Source organism: Dictyobacter aurantiacus, assembly GCF_003967515.1.
In the GTDB taxonomy this organism is placed as follows: domain Bacteria; phylum Chloroflexota; class Ktedonobacteria; order Ktedonobacterales; family Ktedonobacteraceae; genus Dictyobacter; species Dictyobacter aurantiacus.
On sequence record NZ_BIFQ01000001.1, the window covers coordinates 4,987,767 to 5,004,047 of the forward strand.

Sequence of the window (16,281 nt, forward strand, 5' to 3'; positions counted from 1 at the left end):
ACGCCCTAATAACGCGGCTGCTGCCCAAAACCGCCTCTCCCGCCTTTTTCATGGTACTGGCGAGTTAGCACCACAGAGCGGACACGCGTGCCGTCTCGTGCCGGCTCTGCTCGCGGCCAATGTTGGCGGCGATCTCGCGCAGGGAGGGGTCGAGCGCGTTGCCACCGACGCTGGCCAGAGCCGCCTTCATCTCTTCACCGGGCATGATTACCTCGATCTGCGCTCCCTGGCGCTTCACACGCTCGATCTGCTCATCCAGGCTTTCGATTGTCGCGAATGGAGGATTATCGGGCTGCAGCAGCAGAATCTTGTCGAAGCCAGCGGCCAGGTCTAGATTGGCCATTGAATAGCAGCCACCATCGATATAGCGACGCTGCTTGATCGTGGTCGGCGGCCACACATAGGGGACCGCGCTGCTCGCCATCACCGCGTCGACCAGCTCAACCCCCGAGTCGCGCCTGAAAACGGTCCGCTCACCGCTCACCGCGTCAACGGCCACGATCGCCAATGGACTCTGCGGCCAGCTCCGCACCGGCAGGCGCGAAACGATCACCTCCCGGCGCTCGGACTCAGGCGGCGTTGGCGCGGCCAGTGACAGGGCGCCGATGCGCTGCATGATCTCCGTGCTGCTCCCTCCCTCCTGGAAGGCGCGCGCGCAATCCGTGATCATCTTCTGGAAGTCCGCCTGCGGCGCCAGCTCATGAGCCTGTAGCGCCGGATCAACCTGCCGCTGGAAGAGCTCCTGCATTGATAGACCACTGGTGATCTGCGCTGCCACATTGGCGCCCGCCGACGTTCCCACGAACAGATCCGCGTCACGCACATCGATCCCCGCTTCCGCCAGCCCCGCGATGATCCCGGTCTCCCAGGCGATCCCCGCCACACCCCCACCGCCAAGTACTAATGCATACGTTGTCATTGTTATATTCCTTCATTCCGCTTGAAGCCAGAAAAAAATAGAACAATGTCTGTCTCTCCGACATTTTGTACATCGTTCGGTAATAGAATAGCATACCCCATCTAGAAAGTCAGATGGCGATAACGTAGATTCGGGCCTTGCGCCCGATTTCGCCCTCCATTCGATTATGCATTAATAACATGACTTTTCTGATTATAAAATGCATAGAGGAAAAATCAGGCGCAAGACCCGAATCTGCCTTATACGCTTCTTTTTGTTTTTCAGGGTTTGACACCACCGTATCCGTTGCCCAGCTTCTCCGAGGCGACCTGGGCAAAGTTGAGCACCGCCACCAGCGAGACGCCGCCGAGGATATTGCCTATGAGCGTCGGAAGCATAAAGCCACCCAGGTAGGTGAGCCAGGAGATGATCCCCTTATTGACAAGGTAGAGCACATCCACGGACCCCGCGATGATGTGGGCGAAGCCTCCAAGCGCGACCACGTAAGTGATCATGATGATCACGTGCAGTCGCGTATCACCTGAATTGGGCAGCAGCCAGACCATGAGCGCGATCAGCCAGCCGGCAAAAATGCCGCGTAGCACGACCAGGCCAAAGCCACCACGCAGCGAGTGCATGGAGACCTGCGCGAAGGCATGCTGAATCGGCGGCGTGAATATCTCCGTATGGGAGATCACCCAGGCGAAGATCAGCGCGCCACAGAGATTGGCCAGCAGCACGATCGCCCACAGGCGGGCGACGCGCAAGATCATGTGCCGATTAAAGTGCGCCAGCAGAGGGAGAATCGCCGTCAGGGTGTTCTCGGTAAAGAGCTGTTGCCGCCCCAGCACGACGATTAAGAAGCCGACGCAATAGCCAAGGTTCTCCAGCAACGGACCCCAGGGGGCGTTGGGTGGCAGACAGGCATGAATGAGCCCCTGCGTCACCAGTGAGAAGCCCATTGATAGCCCCGCTCCCAATCCCGAGAGGGCCAGGGCGGCGGGCGAACGCCTTAACTCACGTTCGCCCTCCTCGCGAATCGTTTCGTGAACCACGACCGCGCTCATGCGGCTACGCTTCACCACCTCTTTGCGCTCGCCGGTATTTAATGATGGTACGACAGGTGACGATACCGCCACCAATTCTGGCTCAGATGCCATTCTATCAACTTCAGCCGGCTCTTTTGCCAGCGCAATCTGCTGCTCATCCTCCATAGAAACCTCCCTACAATCATGTATTTCATGCGCGGTGAGCAAGGTCATAGTGCCTTGCATCCACCTCTGAGAATAAACCTATCTGGTTTGTACGTATGAAAAAGTGAAAACGTGTCGCGCTTCTCCATATTCTCAGACCGAGTACTATGCTACCTGGTGGCGAACCTTCAATACATGAGGTGGGGCAAAGGGAACGGCGTTGATTATAGCTTGACACGAAGATGTATCCCTGTAGGCGGCATAGGATTGCGGCCTTTCCAATACGGTATTTCTTCTGAAAAGCAGCAATCCGGCCTTGTGCATGCTGCTCTGTTGACGTACGATATGCCGAATTTTGCATGGTTATAAGACCGCTTTTCTCGCTTTTTAGGAACGATATCGTACGTGAACGGGTGCGGCATGCACAAGGCCGGATTGCTGCTTTTATGCATTCTGCGTGTCAACTAGGCCGCAATCCTATGCCGCCTACGGGTACATGATCGTGTGAGGGGACGCGTCCATCCTTTGCGGGAAGCTTCTCCATTTTTCTTGTTGCTTGCTCTAAAGTTGAATGTATCGGGCGCGAGGCCCGAACCTACGATGGGCGTTAACGTGCCCGGGTTTATTGGGCGCCGACGACCGGATGGGGTACGTATGGCTCTTCCAGGTAGGTGACCTCTTCGGGTGTCAGGGTGATGGATAGCGCCGCGACGGCCTCTTCCAGGTGCGTGGTCTTTGTGGCCCCGACGATGGGGGCCGTTACCGGCTGTTTCTGCAGCAGCCAGGCCAGGGCGATGCGCACGCGCGGCACCCCGTGCTTTTCGGCGATCTCCGCCACTCGCTTGACGATCTGCTGATCGATCTCGGCGGTGGCGTCGTACTTGCGTTTGGCGACCTGGTCGGTTTCGGCGCGCAGCGTGCTTTCCGATGATCCGTCGCGCGTCAATCTGCCGCCAGCGAGCGGGCTGTAGGGGATCACGCCGATCTTCTCTTCGCGGCACAGCGGCAGCATCTCGCGTTCCTCTTCGCGGTAGATGAGGTTCAGGTGATTCTGCATCGAGACGAAGCGGGTCCAGTTATGCTTCTCGGCGACGTTGAGCGCCTTCAGGAACTGCCAGGCGAACATGGCGGAGGCGCCGATATAGCGGGCCTTGCCGGCCTTGACCACGTCGTGCAGCGCCTCCATTGTCTCCTCGATGGGGGTCTGGTAGTCCCAGCGATGGATCTGGTAGAGGTCCACATAATCCGTGCCCAGCCGCTGCAGGCTCTTGTCGATCTCACTCAGGATCGCCTTGCGCGAGAGTCCGGCGCCATTGGGGCCGTCGTGCATCTTGCCGTGTACCTTGGTGGCGATGACGATCTCATCGCGCTGCGCGAAGTCCTTCAGTGCGCGTCCCACGATCTCTTCGCTCCTGCCGATGGAGTAGACGTTGGCGGTATCGAAGAAGTTGATCCCCATCTCAAGGGCCTGCTTGATGACCGGGCGGCTGTTCTCCTCGTCGAGCACCCACTTGTGCGTCCAGCGTTCGGCGTCACCGAATCCCATACAGCCCAGGCAGATGCGCGACACATCCATGCCGGTATGGCCCAGTTTCGTATATTCCATGTCAGCTTCCTTTCTTGATTAGCCCTGATACTGTTCGTCGCTGACGTGCTCCAGCCAGTCGACGGCCTTGCCGTTGAGGCGTTCCTGCAGGGCGATGTGCGTCATGGCCGTGGTTGGCGAGGCGCCGTGCCAGTGTTTCTCACCCGGCTCGAACCAGACCACGTCCCCCGGCCGGATCTCCTCGATCGGACCACCCTCGCGTTGCACGCGGCCACAGCCATACGTTACGATCAGGGTCTGCCCCAGGGGATGGGTATGCCACGCCGTGCGGGCGCCGGGCTCGAAGGTGACGCTGGCGCCAGCCACGCGTGCCGGATCGGGCGCCTCGATCAGAGGATCGATGCGTACCGTGCCGGTAAAATACTCGGCCGGCCCTTTGCCGGAAGGCTGTGAGCCGTTTCTCTTAATATCCATAGTGCTATATCCTCCTTGTTGAAGTTGTGCATTATTTTTGCATGCTGCATTGTACTTTTTGGCATGCCGCGAACATGCCAGACACGAATGGTCCACCACAAAGTAACCGCTGACCATGCTCCAACGTGCTCCGCAGGTGTGAAATTCGTATGTTTCTTGCTGCCTGAGAGTTATTATAGACGCCTTCGCACACAGGGTGATAGAATGATTGTGGAAAATGATTGTCTGATTCTGCAAATCTTCCAGATGAGCGAGAAAGAAATAGGAGGAGAGGCTGCTGTGGATGTCATGACCCACCGTCCGGCGGAACGCGAGACATTGCGGGCCCGGGCCAATCGTGAAGAACTGGCCGAGCGCATCGGGCGAGCTATCCGCGAAGATGGGAGCATCCAGCCGCTGCCGGGACAGGGGCTGTATCTAGCTCGCCGCTCCTCACCTCTGGAGCGTGTCCATAGCGTAGTCGAGCCTTCGGTAGCCGTGATTGCCCAGGGCAGCAAGATGGTTATGCTGGGTGAGAGCCGCTACCTCTACGATTCCTCGCGCTACCTGCTTACCACGCTCGAACTGCCCCGCGTCAGCCAGATCCTCGAAGCATCGCCGGAGCGGCCCTATCTCAGCCTGCGTCTGGAATTGCCCCCCACCCTGGTCAGCGCGGTCATGATGGAGGCCGGTCACGCCTCGCTGAAGGATCACGCCGAGGTCAGGGCCATCGACGTCAGCCCGTTGAATGGCGACCTGCTCGACGCCTTCGTGCGCCTCGTCCGTCTACTGGATTCCCCGACCGAAGCACAGGTTCTGCTACCGCTGATCACGCGCGAGATTGTCTACCGTCTGCTGGTAGGAGAGCAGGGTGCCCGCCTGCGCCACCTGGCGATGGAGGGAGGCTACACGCCCCACATCGCGACGGCGGTCAGACGCCTGCGCCAGGGCTTCGATCAGCCCCTGCGCATCGAACTACTGGCGCGCGAACTAGGCATGAGCGTCTCCAGCCTGCAGCACCAGTTCAAGGCTGTCACGGCTATGAGCCCCTTACAATTCCAGAAGCGGCTCCGCTTGCAGGAGGCGCGCCGCCTGATGCTGAGCGAAGACCTCGACGCGGCCAGCGCCGCCTATCGCGTCGGCTACCAGGACGCCTCCCACTTTAACCGCGAATACAAAAGCCTTTTCGGCATCCCTCCTATGCGCGACGTACAACGGCTGCGCGACGCCAGCGGCGCCAGCGTCGGCTGACGCTTTGCGCCTCACCGTCTCATTGTATTCTGATCGGCATGCTTTTTGTCTGACGAAAGGTGAAAGGTCCGATGACACAGGACAAAACACAGCTGCGAACCACGTTTGACCAGGATGCTCTGTTGTATGACCAGGCCCGCCCAGGCTATCCCGAAGCCCTTTTTGACGACATCGTGACGCTCTCAGACCTCCCTCCAGACGGGCGATTGCTTGAAATTGGCTGTGGCACAGGGCAGGCAACGCTTCCACTGGCCCGGCGAGGCTATCACATACTCAGCGTAGAGCTTGGGGCCAATATGGCCGCCCTCGCCCGCCGTAATCTGGCAGCCTATCCTCGCGTCAGCATACACACCGAAGCGTTTGAAGATTGGCAAGCGGAGGAGGAAGCGTTTGATCTCGCCTTTTCCGCCACGGCCTTTCATTGGATCGATCCCGCCATCTCCTATCCGAAAATAGCACGGATCCTTAAGCCATCTGGCTCTATCGCCTTGTTCTGGCATGTGCATGTTCAGAGTGAGGCTTCGCAAGGCTTTTTTGAGGAAGTGCAGCAGATCTATCAGCCACTGGTTCCTGAACAGGGAGATAAATATGGTCCGCTACTGTGGCCGCACGCGGTTCCGGAGCCAGTCAAGGCAGAAATAGAGCAGACGGGCCTCTTTCGGGATGTGGCGGTACGCCGCTATCACTGGGATGTCAGCTACGACGCAGCCAGCTATCTGCGCCTGCTGGACACCTATTCCAACCATAGAATATTAGAGAAGGACCGCCATGACCGCCTCTTTGACGGGATCGCTGATCTAATCAATACTCGCTACCACGGACGCATCACCAAAGGATACCTTGCCATCCTGTATGTGGCGCGGCGAAAATGACAAAGGAACAACCTCCATATCAACCCGAAACGTTGTTAAGAACGCATGTGAACGGTCCCCCCCACACGGTCATGCCCCCGTAGGCGGCATAGGATTGCGGACTTTTCAATACGGTATTTCTTCTGAAAAGCAGCAATCCGGCCTTGTGCATGCTGCTCTGTTGACGTACGATATGTTGGCTTTTGCATGTCCATAGGAACGCTTTTCTCGCTTTTTAGGTACGATATCATACGTGAACGGGTGCGATATGCACAAGGCCGGATTGCTGCGTGGGAGGCACGCCAGCGTCTCAAGAAAGCCGCAATCCTATGCCGCCTATAGGGAAACATTTGCGTGTGAAACAAGGGCTTGCATATGACGTAACGTCATGGGTTAGACTCGTAGGGTCGGCTTGTAGCTGGAAAGGAGTATCCCTTGCAATTACACATTATCGATGCCGAGTCTATCTATCGACGTTTGCTTGACAGTGCCAGCGCGCAGGAACGCGAGGCCATCTATCGGCGGGAACTGCTGGCCCCGTTTGCAGGTATGGCGCGCATTTATGGCGGAGGTGACGATCTCCTGACCTGGGCGAAAACGTGGACTTTCTATACCCCGGAAGATTTTGACGGGGAGCAGCGTCCCGTCATCGAAGAGATGGTCAGGCGACTGAGCGATGAGGGAGCGTGGCAGCAGTCTATGGCCGCGCTTGAACGTGGTATCGCCTGCTTCTCCCCCTACACTGATCGTATTGCGCTGGACACCATCAACTGCGCCGTGGTGCTCACGAAGCACAATAGTGCCATGCCTGGTCGAGGCTATGCCGGATTTGGCGGTCTCCCTGGCTATCTTATGGTCTCGCTCAGCCTCGTCGATGACTATACCCTGCCGCGCATCGGGCCAGCGTCGGTGCACGAGCTCAACCACAACGTCCGTTTCAAGATCGTGCCCTTCCTGCCCATGCAGGTGACGGTCGCTGATTACATTATCGCCGAAGGGCTGGCGGAAGCGTTCGCGGCCGAGCTCTTTGGCGAGGAACTGGTCGGATACTATGTCACCGATTTCAACGAAGATGAACTGACCACGGCCCGGCGTGTCATCGGTGGCGCGCTTGACGTTAGCGGTTTCGATGCGGTACGTGGCTACATATTCGGCGATGCCATTACCGCGAGCTGGGGATTGCCCAGAGCTGGCATTCCCGATTTTGCCGGCTACGCCATCGGCTATCGCGTTGTGCGGCAATATCTCCAGCGCACAGGTAGATCAGTCGCCGAAGCCACCTTCCTCCCCTCACGCGAGATTATCGCCGAGTCCGGCTTTTTCGCATAGGAAGCGAAAAGAACAGAGAAGGGCCCGGAATGGGCGGTTTTTATCCGCCCATTCCGGGCCCTTCTAACTGTTGAGTATTTTCTCCCTTGAGATGCAAAAGAAGCTCATCACGTTGTATATAAGCACAAACGTAAAAGTGTACTAGTTATATAGTCCTGTATTTTGGTGAATCATTTGACTCACCATGGAACTATTGATAAAGTTTATAGATGTAAATATAGCAATTGATGTATGTGGTATTTCCTTGCATTCAGCGTACCGAGAAGTACAAATTCATAGGTACCTGTATGCGAATAAGTACCATGCAACCGTGTAAGATGGAAGGGTAACTTGTATAGTGTTTGGTAATCGTAAAGTCACTACCAAAGTTCAAAATAGTGCGGTTCAAGTAGAGAAGCTACGTATGCTCATCGCTACTGCTGGAAATGGCAAAAAGAGTTCTGGTTCGATGCGCCTTCTACAAAGGCGAAACATGGTCTATGCTGGCATCGTGCTGATGCTCGTTGTTGTTGCCGCTGGAGTTCTGGCTGTCATTCCATCTGGAATGAGCCTGGCATTTCAATCGAGCAAGTCCTCTGAGCCACCAAAGATCAGCGTTGCTCCAAAGCAGACTCACGCAACCTCGATTGCAGCGCATGACGCGATTGCAAGTCAAGCTAAATTAGCCGGGGACCATGTGTCTTCGGCCGCCAGTATCAAGCGGGCTCAAGCGGCTCCAACGCAAGTACCGGCGCCAGCGCCAACGCAAGCGCCAGCTCCCGTACAGGCGGTTCCCACGCAGGCGCCAACTCCTGTACAGGCGGTTCCCACACCGGCACCAGTTCCCACGCAGGCGCCAGTTCCAACGCAAGCGCCAGTCCCAACGCAAGCGCCGGTTGCGTACACGAATGTTGCCGGGAATGCTGATAGTTCGGCGCGTTTCTCGGCCGGCCAGTGTACCTCCTGGGCGAATATCCACTATCATGGCCTGAGCGGATGGTGGGTTGAGTGGTTGGGTAATGGGGCCGAATGGGTTGGCGGCGCTGCATCCAATGGCTGGATTACGTCGTCTGAGCCCAATCCATATGGGCCTTCGATTATTGTGCTGCAGCCTTATACCCAGGGTGCCAGTGCCTATGGGCACGTTGGCGTGGTCGAGTCAGGTGTGAGTGCAGCCAGCGCCAATGCGAATGGCGTGAGCGTCAGCAATATGAACTGGAATGGTGGTGTAGGCGTGATAAGCTACTGGACATTCCATCCCGGTGCTGGCGTTACTTTTATCTGGCATCCATAGATGCATATCGATGCTTATTGTCGAAAGTCTTTCCGATAGGCATACGTTATTCCAGATTTTTGCAGAATCCGAAAAACCTGATGGGAGATTCCTGGACAGCTAAACGTCCAGGAATCTCCCATCAGGTTTTTCATCTTGCTCTGAGCAGCCATATCAGGCCGGGCGCGCCTGGCGGAGTCCCGCGATGAGTAGCGCGACCATGCGGCGGGCATCGTAGCGCGGATCGTTATCGGCGCCGACGCAGAGGTTGCCGATGCCACGCATCAGTTCGTATGCCTCGATATCGGCGCGGATCTCGCCAGCTTCAGCGGTGGCGGCGAGCAGCCGGGCGCAAACGGGCACGAGCCGGTCAATGAAGTAGGCATGCAGCGCATCGAAGCTGCTGCCGGATTGCAGGACGGCGGCGAGTCCATGTTTGGTGACCAGGAAATCAACGAAGAGGTTAACCCACTGACCAAGTGCAACGTAGGGTGAGTCAGCATTGGCCAGCAAGACCGGGCCGGCCTCGGCGCAGGCCTCAACCTGGTGGCGGTACACGGCGACAACGAGATCCGCTCGCGTCGGGAAATGGCGGTAAATCGTCCCCATCCCAACTCCCGCCTCGGCCGCGATGTCCCGCACCGGCGCCTCGACACCGGACTTGACGAACACGGCGGCGGCGGCGGCGAGTAACGCCTGCTCGTTGCGCTGCGCGTCGGCTCGCTTTGGCCGGGCCGCTTTCTGTCGGGTTGCTTGCCCTACTTTCTCGTCGCTGATGGTCATCGCTTCATTTCCTTCCTTAAACAATAACAGTAGCTTGACAGATAAATAATAATACAGCCTTGACAAAGTGGATCGTTGTTCCGTATAATATTTATCGGAGCGGTGATCCGCTTCTTCGGCGTTGATACTATCATACCATAAAGGAAAAAATTTTTATGAACAACACATCAGACGTGGCGCTTACAGATCTTGACATGATCGTTGGTGTGGCTACTCCGATTGTCTCGGTGAAGCCGGTTGTGCTATCCGCTCCGGGCCGTGGTGAGGATCTGCAGGTACGTGTGTCTGCTCCCGTGACCGGGCGCGAACTTCCTGTTATCATTTTTTCGCACGGCTTTGGCTGGTCGTTGGACGGCTACGCCCCGTTGGCCGATTTCTGGGCTGCTCACGGCTTCGTGGTTATTCAACCCACCCATCTCGACTCAAGGACGCTGAACATTTTCCCCCAGGATCCCCGCACACCGCGCATCTGGTTGTTCCGTGTCGAGGATGTGAAGCGCATCCTCGACCAGCTTGACTATATCGAGGCCGCTGTTCCCGGACTCAGCGGGCGTCTTGATCGCAGCCGCATCGCGGTAGCCGGACACTCCTGGGGTGCGCAGACGGTGGGTATGCTGCTGGGTGCGCGCGTCCTGGATGCCAATGGCGAAAAGGGAGAGGACATGTACGACTCGCGCGTCAAAGCCGGCGTACTGCTTGCCGCGACTGGTCAGGGAGGAGCCGACCTGACTCCATTCGCGGCCGAGCACTTCCCGTTTATGAATCCCAGCTTCGCTGAGATGACCACGCCGGCCCTGATAGTCGCGGGAGACCACGACCAGTCCATGCTGTCTGTTCGCGGGCCGGACTGGTTTACCGATCCCTACTACCTGAGTTCAGGCAGCAAGAGCCTGTTGACCCTGTTCGGGGCGGAACACTCGCTTGGAGGAATCCCTGGCTACACCGTCACGGAAACGACGGATGAGAATCCCGCGCGCGTTGCCCTGATCCAGCGGCTCTCAGTGGCCTACCTGCGCAGCGCGCTCGGCCTTGATGACTCCGCGTGGCCCGCAGCACGTGCCGCCCTGGCGGAGACCCCTGATCCACTGGGTCGCATCGAATCCAAGTAATACTGTAAGAGAGGTAAACTTCCCACCGCTGGGAGTGAGCATCCAATTGTGGTCAAAAAGTCACAATTGGATGCTCACTCCCAGCGGTGGACTTCCCCTTCCTTACATGGATGGTGTTTACATCCGCTTTTTATATGCCCGCATGGCAAAGATGTAGGCCAGCAGCAGAATGCCGACACACCAGGCAAGAGCGATCCATATACTCTGAGACACCGGCTGATTAGCCAGTAAGGCACGGATGGCATCCACGATGGCCGTTACCGGCTGGTTTTCGGCGAAGACCCTGACGACAAAGGGCATCGACCGGGTTGGCACAAACGCGGAGCTGATAAAGGGCAGGAAGATGATGGGATAAGAAAAGGCCGATGCGCCGTCTATCGACCTGGCTGTCAGCCCAGGGATGACCGCGACCCAGCTTAAAGCCAGCGTAAACAATGCGAGGATACCGATGACGGTCAGCCATGACAGGATGCCCGCCGACGAACGAAAGCCCATAATCAACGCGACGAGAATGATAACCACCACCGAAATCGCGTTGGAGACCAGCGAGGTCAGGACGTGGCTCCACAGCATGGTGGAAGGGGCTATCGGCATGGAGCGAAAGCGCTCAATTTTGAATGGCGCCGCCGAACACATACACGAACAGCAGCATAAACGCGATAGGCATGATGGTGACCGTGATGATGGTATCCATGCTGCGGAAAATGTGGCGCATGGAACGACCAAGCATCACGTATCCTTTATAAGAGGTTCTCCAGTACGCGCTTGGCATACTCCCAGTTGCCTTTGTTGCGCTCGTACGTCGCTCTCCCTTTTTCCGTAATCCTGAAGTATTTCCTCCTGCCGCCTTGCGATTCATCGCCCCAGTACCACTCGATATCACCGTCGACCTCAAGCCGTCGGACGCTAGAGTACATGGTGGCTTCCTTTAATTCATATTCACCACCCGAGCGTTCGGCAATCAGTTTGACAATCTCGTAGCCGTAGTGGTCAGCCTCCGATAAGAGCCGTAAAATCATCGTATCGGTATGTCCGCGCAGCAGGTCGGAGGTAAGTTTGTTCTCACTCATATCATCACCTCGTAGTTAGAGTATGCGTCATATTACTGTGTCTGTCAAGGTAATATTTCGATTTTAATACTTTGTTTGATAAACTGGATTTTTTCGTTATGATAGGGAAGAGCACCGAGGGAGTATATCATTGTAGGGAAAGAAGTACGATGAAAAAAAGGATTCTTGTGTTGGGAGATAGAGGGTCATTCATGGAGCGCATGCGGATCTTTAGCAAGCGGGTCGTCAATCCGCTGGTGATGAGGTTCGCGGGGTCCGCTCACAGTCCTTTTGCGGTCGTTCGTCATGTCGGGCGGCGCAGCGGGCGAACGTATGCGACGCCGCTGCTGCTTGTGCCGGTCGCAGACGGTTTTGTGATCGAGCTGACGTATGGCTTCGCGGTGGACTGGTATCGCAATGTCGTGGCGGCGGGACACTGTACCATCCTCTGGCATGGGCGCGCATATGAGTGCGATGCGTTTGAGGTGGTTGATCCCGGCACGGGGCTGCGGACCTTCCCCGCCATCCTACGCTTTCCACTGCGCATGCTGGGCGCGCGCGATTTCGTAAAGATGAAGATGCAATAGATGCGTTTTGGAACAGGCTATAGAGCCGGCTCTGCGATGCTCAATACCTTCAACTTTGGCTATCCCGCTGATACTTGATATAAGCACAGCAACTCGCGCCTTTCCGTCAATATATAGTCGGCACTTTCTCAAGCTCTGCAGAAGCAAACGTGCGATGCGGTTTTATAGGAATGATCTATTCTGGTTCTATTCTGTGTTATGGGTGAGCTGAAAACGATAGTCAGACGATAGGTAACGCTCTTCAAATGCCGGGTTTATAACGGTATACTTTCTATAAAAAATTTTATTGCTTAAGCTCTATCAACGCGCCTTACGGATACAACAACGGGTATTGGGTGCCGATAACCCTATGACGATGGCTACTGCGCAAAGCATGCAAGAGCTTGTACAGCCAGCGAAACACTCCTGAATTGTGAAAAAGAGATCTGGTGGGGATTTGAGCATGCTGGAATCATGCTCGAATCCCCACCAGACTCTAAACCAACGCATGACGATGATCACTCGATGGCTATTCGATAGATAACGATCTCTGGAATGCCCTCTTCTTCAGCTATCATGTAAGGGACGTCAAAATGGACGTGTGATGAAGAAGGAAAGGTCAGAACATGCATACGCTAGAGGCTCCTGTACTGCCCGATGAAGTACATTCTCAGCAACAACATTTATCCCCCCGGTGGTTCTGGCGCATCATGAACGCTGGGATGGGGATGGTTATCCCTATCGGCTGGCGAACGAGGAGATCCCCCTGCATGCACGCATTCTGGCGGTGGCGGATTCCTATGCCGCCATGACAGAGTCGAGACCCTATCGTACGGCGCGCTCCCCAACTGAGGCGCTGGCCGAGATTCGGCGCTGCACCGGTCGTGCATATGATCCTCGTGTAGCTGAAGCCTTTCTCACCCTTTGCTCGCGCCATGATCAGGATATATCCGTCGTTCACCACTCTCCCTATTCGCAAGCTAGCAGCATAAATATATGCAAATAAGATAATGTTGACATGATGTCATTAATACACGAGGAGATAGAAAATGAGTTCCGCCTTTTTTAAAGAAAAGGATTGCTTTGTAAGCTCAGGCATGGAGATACCCGATGCGGAGCTGGCTCGGCAGGCGCTGGACGGCGATCAGCAGGCTTTCGCGACGATGGTGCAGCGCTACCAGCGACCACTGTTTAACTTTATTTATCAGCACCTTGGCAACTACGATCAGGCATGGGACGTGTTACAGAATGTGTTTATCTGTTTCTTTACCTCCCTGCCTCGCCTGAATGGCGATCGAGCTTTTAGATCCTGGCTCTTCCACGTCGCACGCAACAAGTGTATCGATGAAATCCGGCACCAGCAGCGCAATGCACTCCCCTTTTCACGCGTGGAATCCTATGGCGAGGATACTGACGACCAGGAATCTCTGCTCGATATTATCGACGCGGAGCCGCTGCCCGATACGATCGCCGAGAAGCGAGAAATGCAGGAGTTTATGCGCGAAGTTATCTCCACTCTCCCGCCCAAGCTTGGCGCTGTGATCTGGCTGCGCTATATCTTCAAGCCATCCTTTACCGAGATTGGGCAGGCGCTCAACATACCAGAGTCAACGGCGAAGACCTATTTCTATCGCGCCAAACTGCAGCTGCGCCAGCGACTTGCTACTTCCGAGTACATCGCAGATGTTTTATCTTTTTCCCGCATAAAGTCGGGTCGGGCGAAGATAGACGATGGTTAGACGATAGGTAATGATCTCTGAGAAGGGAGATCCAAACAGCTATCCTCTAAATGAAAGCGCAATTCGATAGTTGCCTGGTGCACTGTCAAAGTTCATTTGATGGGGGAGCGGGGATGCAAGCGAGCATGCCGGGGGCATGATCAAGCGGCTAGCCCAAGCCGGGGCAAGCCCAGCACCTACGGGGGATCGGGGGCTGTGCCCCCGGCAACTCCTCCCTCTCTCGCCCGCGTAGCGGGCGAACAATCCACCAAATGAAGTTTGACAAAACAGTAGGAGCGAAAGCTTTTACAGGTTGAGGGTGATGATCATGAGAGCGGACAAGCTCTCAGCATTACTAAGAAGTAAGTTAAGATATAGCAAACAAGGAGAAAAACATTATGGGTACTGGCACAATTACGACAAAAGACGGCACAACTATTTTTTATAAGGACTGGGGCACCGGCAATCCGGTCACCTTCAGCCATGGCTGGCCGCTCAACGCCGATGCCTGGGACGAACAGCTGCTCTTCCTGGCCTCCCATGGCTATCGCGTCATCGCGCACGACCGCCGTGGCCATGGTCGTTCCAGCCAGACCTGGGATGGCAACAACATGGATACCTATGCCGATGACCTGGCCGAACTCATCGAGGCGCTCGACCTGCGTGATATTACCATGGTGGGCCATTCCACCGGCGGCGGTGAGGTCGCGCACTATCTTGGTCGCCATGGCACCTCGCGGGTCTCCGGCGCCGTTCTGGTAGGAGCGATCACCCCGCTGATGCTCAAGACCGAGGCCAATCCTAAGGGCACCCCCATCGAGGCCTTCGATGGCATTCGTGCCGGAGTCGCGGGCGATCGTTCTCAGTTTTACCAGGATCTCAGTAGCCCCTTCTTTGGCGCCAACCGCCCCGGATCCAAGGTCTCGCAGGGCCTGCGTGACGCTTTCTGGCTCTGGTCGATGCAGGTAGGCCTTAAACCCGCCTATGACTGCGTCAAAGCCTTCTCCGAGACCGACCTGACCGAAGACCTCAAGCGCATCGATGTGCCGACGTTGATCGTGCACGGCGATGACGACCAGATCGTGCCGATCGAGGCCTCTGCCTACGAGGCCGCCAAGCTGGTCAAGGACGCCACCTTGAAGGTCTACCAGGGCGCCCCCCATGGCCTGACCCTGACCCATAAGGATCAGTTTAACGCCGATCTGCTCTCCTTCTTGCAGGCGAAGTAGAAGTAGAAACATTATCATAGTAGAGAGCAGGGCTTGCATCCGCAAGCCCTGCTCTCTACTATGATAATGACGATATCTTTCTGTTATTGTGTGGTGGTGAGCGCCTCTATGAGGGCGTCGTAGCTCCAGGAACCATTATACAAACGTCCATTGATAAAGAACGTCGGCGTTCCCTGCACGCCGCTCTGTTCGCCTCCTTCTACATCCTTCTCAATGCGCTCCAGGTGACGCTGGATCGCCATATCGTATGTGTACTGCTTAAGATCAAGGTCCACCGTTTCCGCCAGATGTGCCAGGTCCGCGTCTCTGAGAGCATGCTGGTGGCGAAATATGGCATCATGCATCTGCCAGAATTTGCCCTGATTGTCTGCGGCTTCGGCGGCCAGTGCCGCGTGCAGAGCGTGGGCATGAATCTCGCTGAGCGGAAAATTGCGAAAGACAAAGCGCAATCGTTCCCCAAAGTTTTGTTGAATGGCGCGTACCATGACTGTGGATTGGCGCGTATACGGACATTCATAATCACCATATTGGACTAGAGTGATGGGGGCGTTAGTCGGTCCCTGGCTGTGATCCAGCTCGTTGACCGGTATGGAGAGGCGTGTGTGTTCCGACATTATCTATGCTGTCTCTTCCCATTCTTCATCGATTTACCCCGTAGGCTCGGCCCTTGCGGCCAATACTTTCAATTTAAGGACATGCAAAAAGAGAAAAAACCACAGTACGTGCGGGGCTTGCCCCCGCTTTGTTTGCTTCCCAAAAGAAAAAGCTCCTTCAAAGCGATTGAGAACAGTTGCATGCGATGCATCGCATCATGCTCGTTGCTTTTTCGAGTGGCGAGCAAGCAAGCGGGGGCAAGCCCCGCACGTACTCTCGTCTCTTTCTTGTTACTGCAGACACATTGACCCGACGATACGCAGCGCAACGGCGTAGGTGTAGCGGCCTGTATGTCCTATGGAAAGCATACCAGCGAGCTCACCGGATGCAGAGATCGTTACCTATCGTCTATCCATCGCTTGATGTCCTGGAGGTTTGAGCCGGGCGTGGAGAGGGAAAT

16 protein-coding genes and 1 pseudogene are annotated in these 16,281 nt (G+C 56.0%); 9 read left to right on the forward strand and 8 right to left on the reverse strand.

The features are described 5' to 3' along the window. Nucleotides 1-64 precede the first annotated feature (64 nt). The 4 genes from KTT_RS20040 to KTT_RS20055 form a co-directional block, all read right to left on the reverse strand. Nucleotides 65-919 (reverse strand): patatin-like phospholipase family protein, encoded by an 855-nt coding sequence (locus KTT_RS20040; RefSeq protein WP_126597680.1) that lies wholly within the window; start codon nt 917-919, stop codon nt 65-67. A 260-nt stretch (nt 920-1,179) separates the two neighbouring features. Beyond that, nucleotides 1,180-2,112 carry a formate/nitrite transporter family protein gene (locus KTT_RS20045; RefSeq protein WP_218030938.1) on the reverse strand — a complete coding sequence of 311 codons (933 nt, stop codon included), beginning with the start codon at nt 2,110-2,112 and terminating at the stop codon, nt 1,180-1,182. Between the two features lie 601 nt (nt 2,113-2,713). Further along, nucleotides 2,714-3,697, reverse strand: coding sequence for an aldo/keto reductase (locus tag KTT_RS20050; RefSeq protein ID WP_126597681.1), 984 nt, complete (start codon nt 3,695-3,697; stop codon nt 2,714-2,716). Between the two features lie 18 nt (nt 3,698-3,715). Further along, complete coding sequence (locus KTT_RS20055) at nt 3,716-4,111, reverse strand: (R)-mandelonitrile lyase (RefSeq protein ID WP_126597682.1); 396 nt, start codon at nt 4,109-4,111, stop codon at nt 3,716-3,718. Between the two features lie 288 nt (nt 4,112-4,399). Here KTT_RS20055 and KTT_RS20060 point away from each other — a divergent pair, with 288 nt between their 5' ends. From KTT_RS20060 to KTT_RS20075, 4 genes are all read left to right on the forward strand, one after another. Further along, nucleotides 4,400-5,341 (forward strand): AraC family transcriptional regulator, encoded by a 942-nt coding sequence (locus KTT_RS20060; protein ID WP_371864901.1) that lies wholly within the window; start codon nt 4,400-4,402, stop codon nt 5,339-5,341. Nucleotides 5,342-5,412: 71 nt separating this feature from the next. After that, complete coding sequence (locus KTT_RS20065; RefSeq protein WP_126597683.1) at nt 5,413-6,213, forward strand: class I SAM-dependent methyltransferase; 801 nt, start codon at nt 5,413-5,415, stop codon at nt 6,211-6,213. A gap of 414 nt (nt 6,214-6,627) precedes the next feature. After that, nucleotides 6,628-7,521, forward strand: coding sequence for a DUF2268 domain-containing putative Zn-dependent protease (locus tag KTT_RS20070; protein WP_126597684.1), 894 nt, complete (start codon nt 6,628-6,630; stop codon nt 7,519-7,521). Nucleotides 7,522-7,969: 448 nt separating this feature from the next. Continuing rightward, nucleotides 7,970-8,794 (forward strand): CHAP domain-containing protein, encoded by an 825-nt coding sequence (locus tag KTT_RS20075; RefSeq protein WP_126597685.1) that lies wholly within the window; start codon nt 7,970-7,972, stop codon nt 8,792-8,794. Between the two features lie 153 nt (nt 8,795-8,947). On the opposite strand, the gene KTT_RS20080 is transcribed toward KTT_RS20075, so the two are convergent. Then, nucleotides 8,948-9,556, reverse strand: coding sequence for a TetR/AcrR family transcriptional regulator (locus KTT_RS20080; protein WP_126597686.1), 609 nt, complete (start codon nt 9,554-9,556; stop codon nt 8,948-8,950). A gap of 155 nt (nt 9,557-9,711) precedes the next feature. Between KTT_RS20080 and KTT_RS20085 the strand changes: the two genes are divergently transcribed. Further along, on the forward strand, nt 9,712-10,665 hold the full coding sequence (locus tag KTT_RS20085) for an alpha/beta hydrolase family protein (protein WP_218030939.1): 954 nt from the start codon (nt 9,712-9,714) through the stop codon (nt 10,663-10,665). A 117-nt stretch (nt 10,666-10,782) separates the two neighbouring features. Here KTT_RS20085 and KTT_RS20090 read toward each other — a convergent pair. After that, nucleotides 10,783-11,437: pseudogene (locus tag KTT_RS20090) on the reverse strand (ABC transporter permease). Next, a complete protein-coding gene (locus tag KTT_RS20095; RefSeq protein WP_126597687.1) occupies nt 11,406-11,735 on the reverse strand; it encodes a PadR family transcriptional regulator in 330 nt (109 codons plus the stop codon). Before KTT_RS20095 ends, KTT_RS20090 begins: the two are co-directional and overlap by 32 nt. A 149-nt stretch (nt 11,736-11,884) precedes the next feature. Between KTT_RS20095 and KTT_RS20100 the strand changes: the two genes are divergently transcribed. The 4 genes from KTT_RS20100 (at nt 11,885) to KTT_RS20115 (ending at nt 15,227) form a co-directional block, all read left to right on the forward strand. Further along, nucleotides 11,885-12,301, forward strand: a complete 417-nt coding sequence (locus KTT_RS20100; protein WP_126597688.1) for a PNPOx family protein — start codon at nt 11,885-11,887, stop codon at nt 12,299-12,301. A gap of 673 nt (nt 12,302-12,974) precedes the next feature. Beyond that, entirely contained in the window at nt 12,975-13,286 is a 312-nt protein-coding gene (locus KTT_RS20105) for an HD-GYP domain-containing protein (protein WP_160145997.1), read from the forward strand. Between the two features lie 43 nt (nt 13,287-13,329). Then, entirely contained in the window at nt 13,330-14,019 is a 690-nt protein-coding gene (locus tag KTT_RS20110; protein WP_126597690.1) for an RNA polymerase sigma factor, read from the forward strand. 377 nt (nt 14,020-14,396) lie between these two features. Further along, complete coding sequence (locus KTT_RS20115) at nt 14,397-15,227, forward strand: alpha/beta fold hydrolase (RefSeq protein ID WP_126597691.1); 831 nt, start codon at nt 14,397-14,399, stop codon at nt 15,225-15,227. 83 nt (nt 15,228-15,310) lie between these two features. On the opposite strand, the gene KTT_RS20120 is transcribed toward KTT_RS20115, so the two are convergent. After that, entirely contained in the window at nt 15,311-15,841 is a 531-nt protein-coding gene (locus KTT_RS20120; RefSeq protein ID WP_126597692.1) for a DsbA family protein, read from the reverse strand. Between the last annotated feature and the right edge of the window lie 440 nt (nt 15,842-16,281).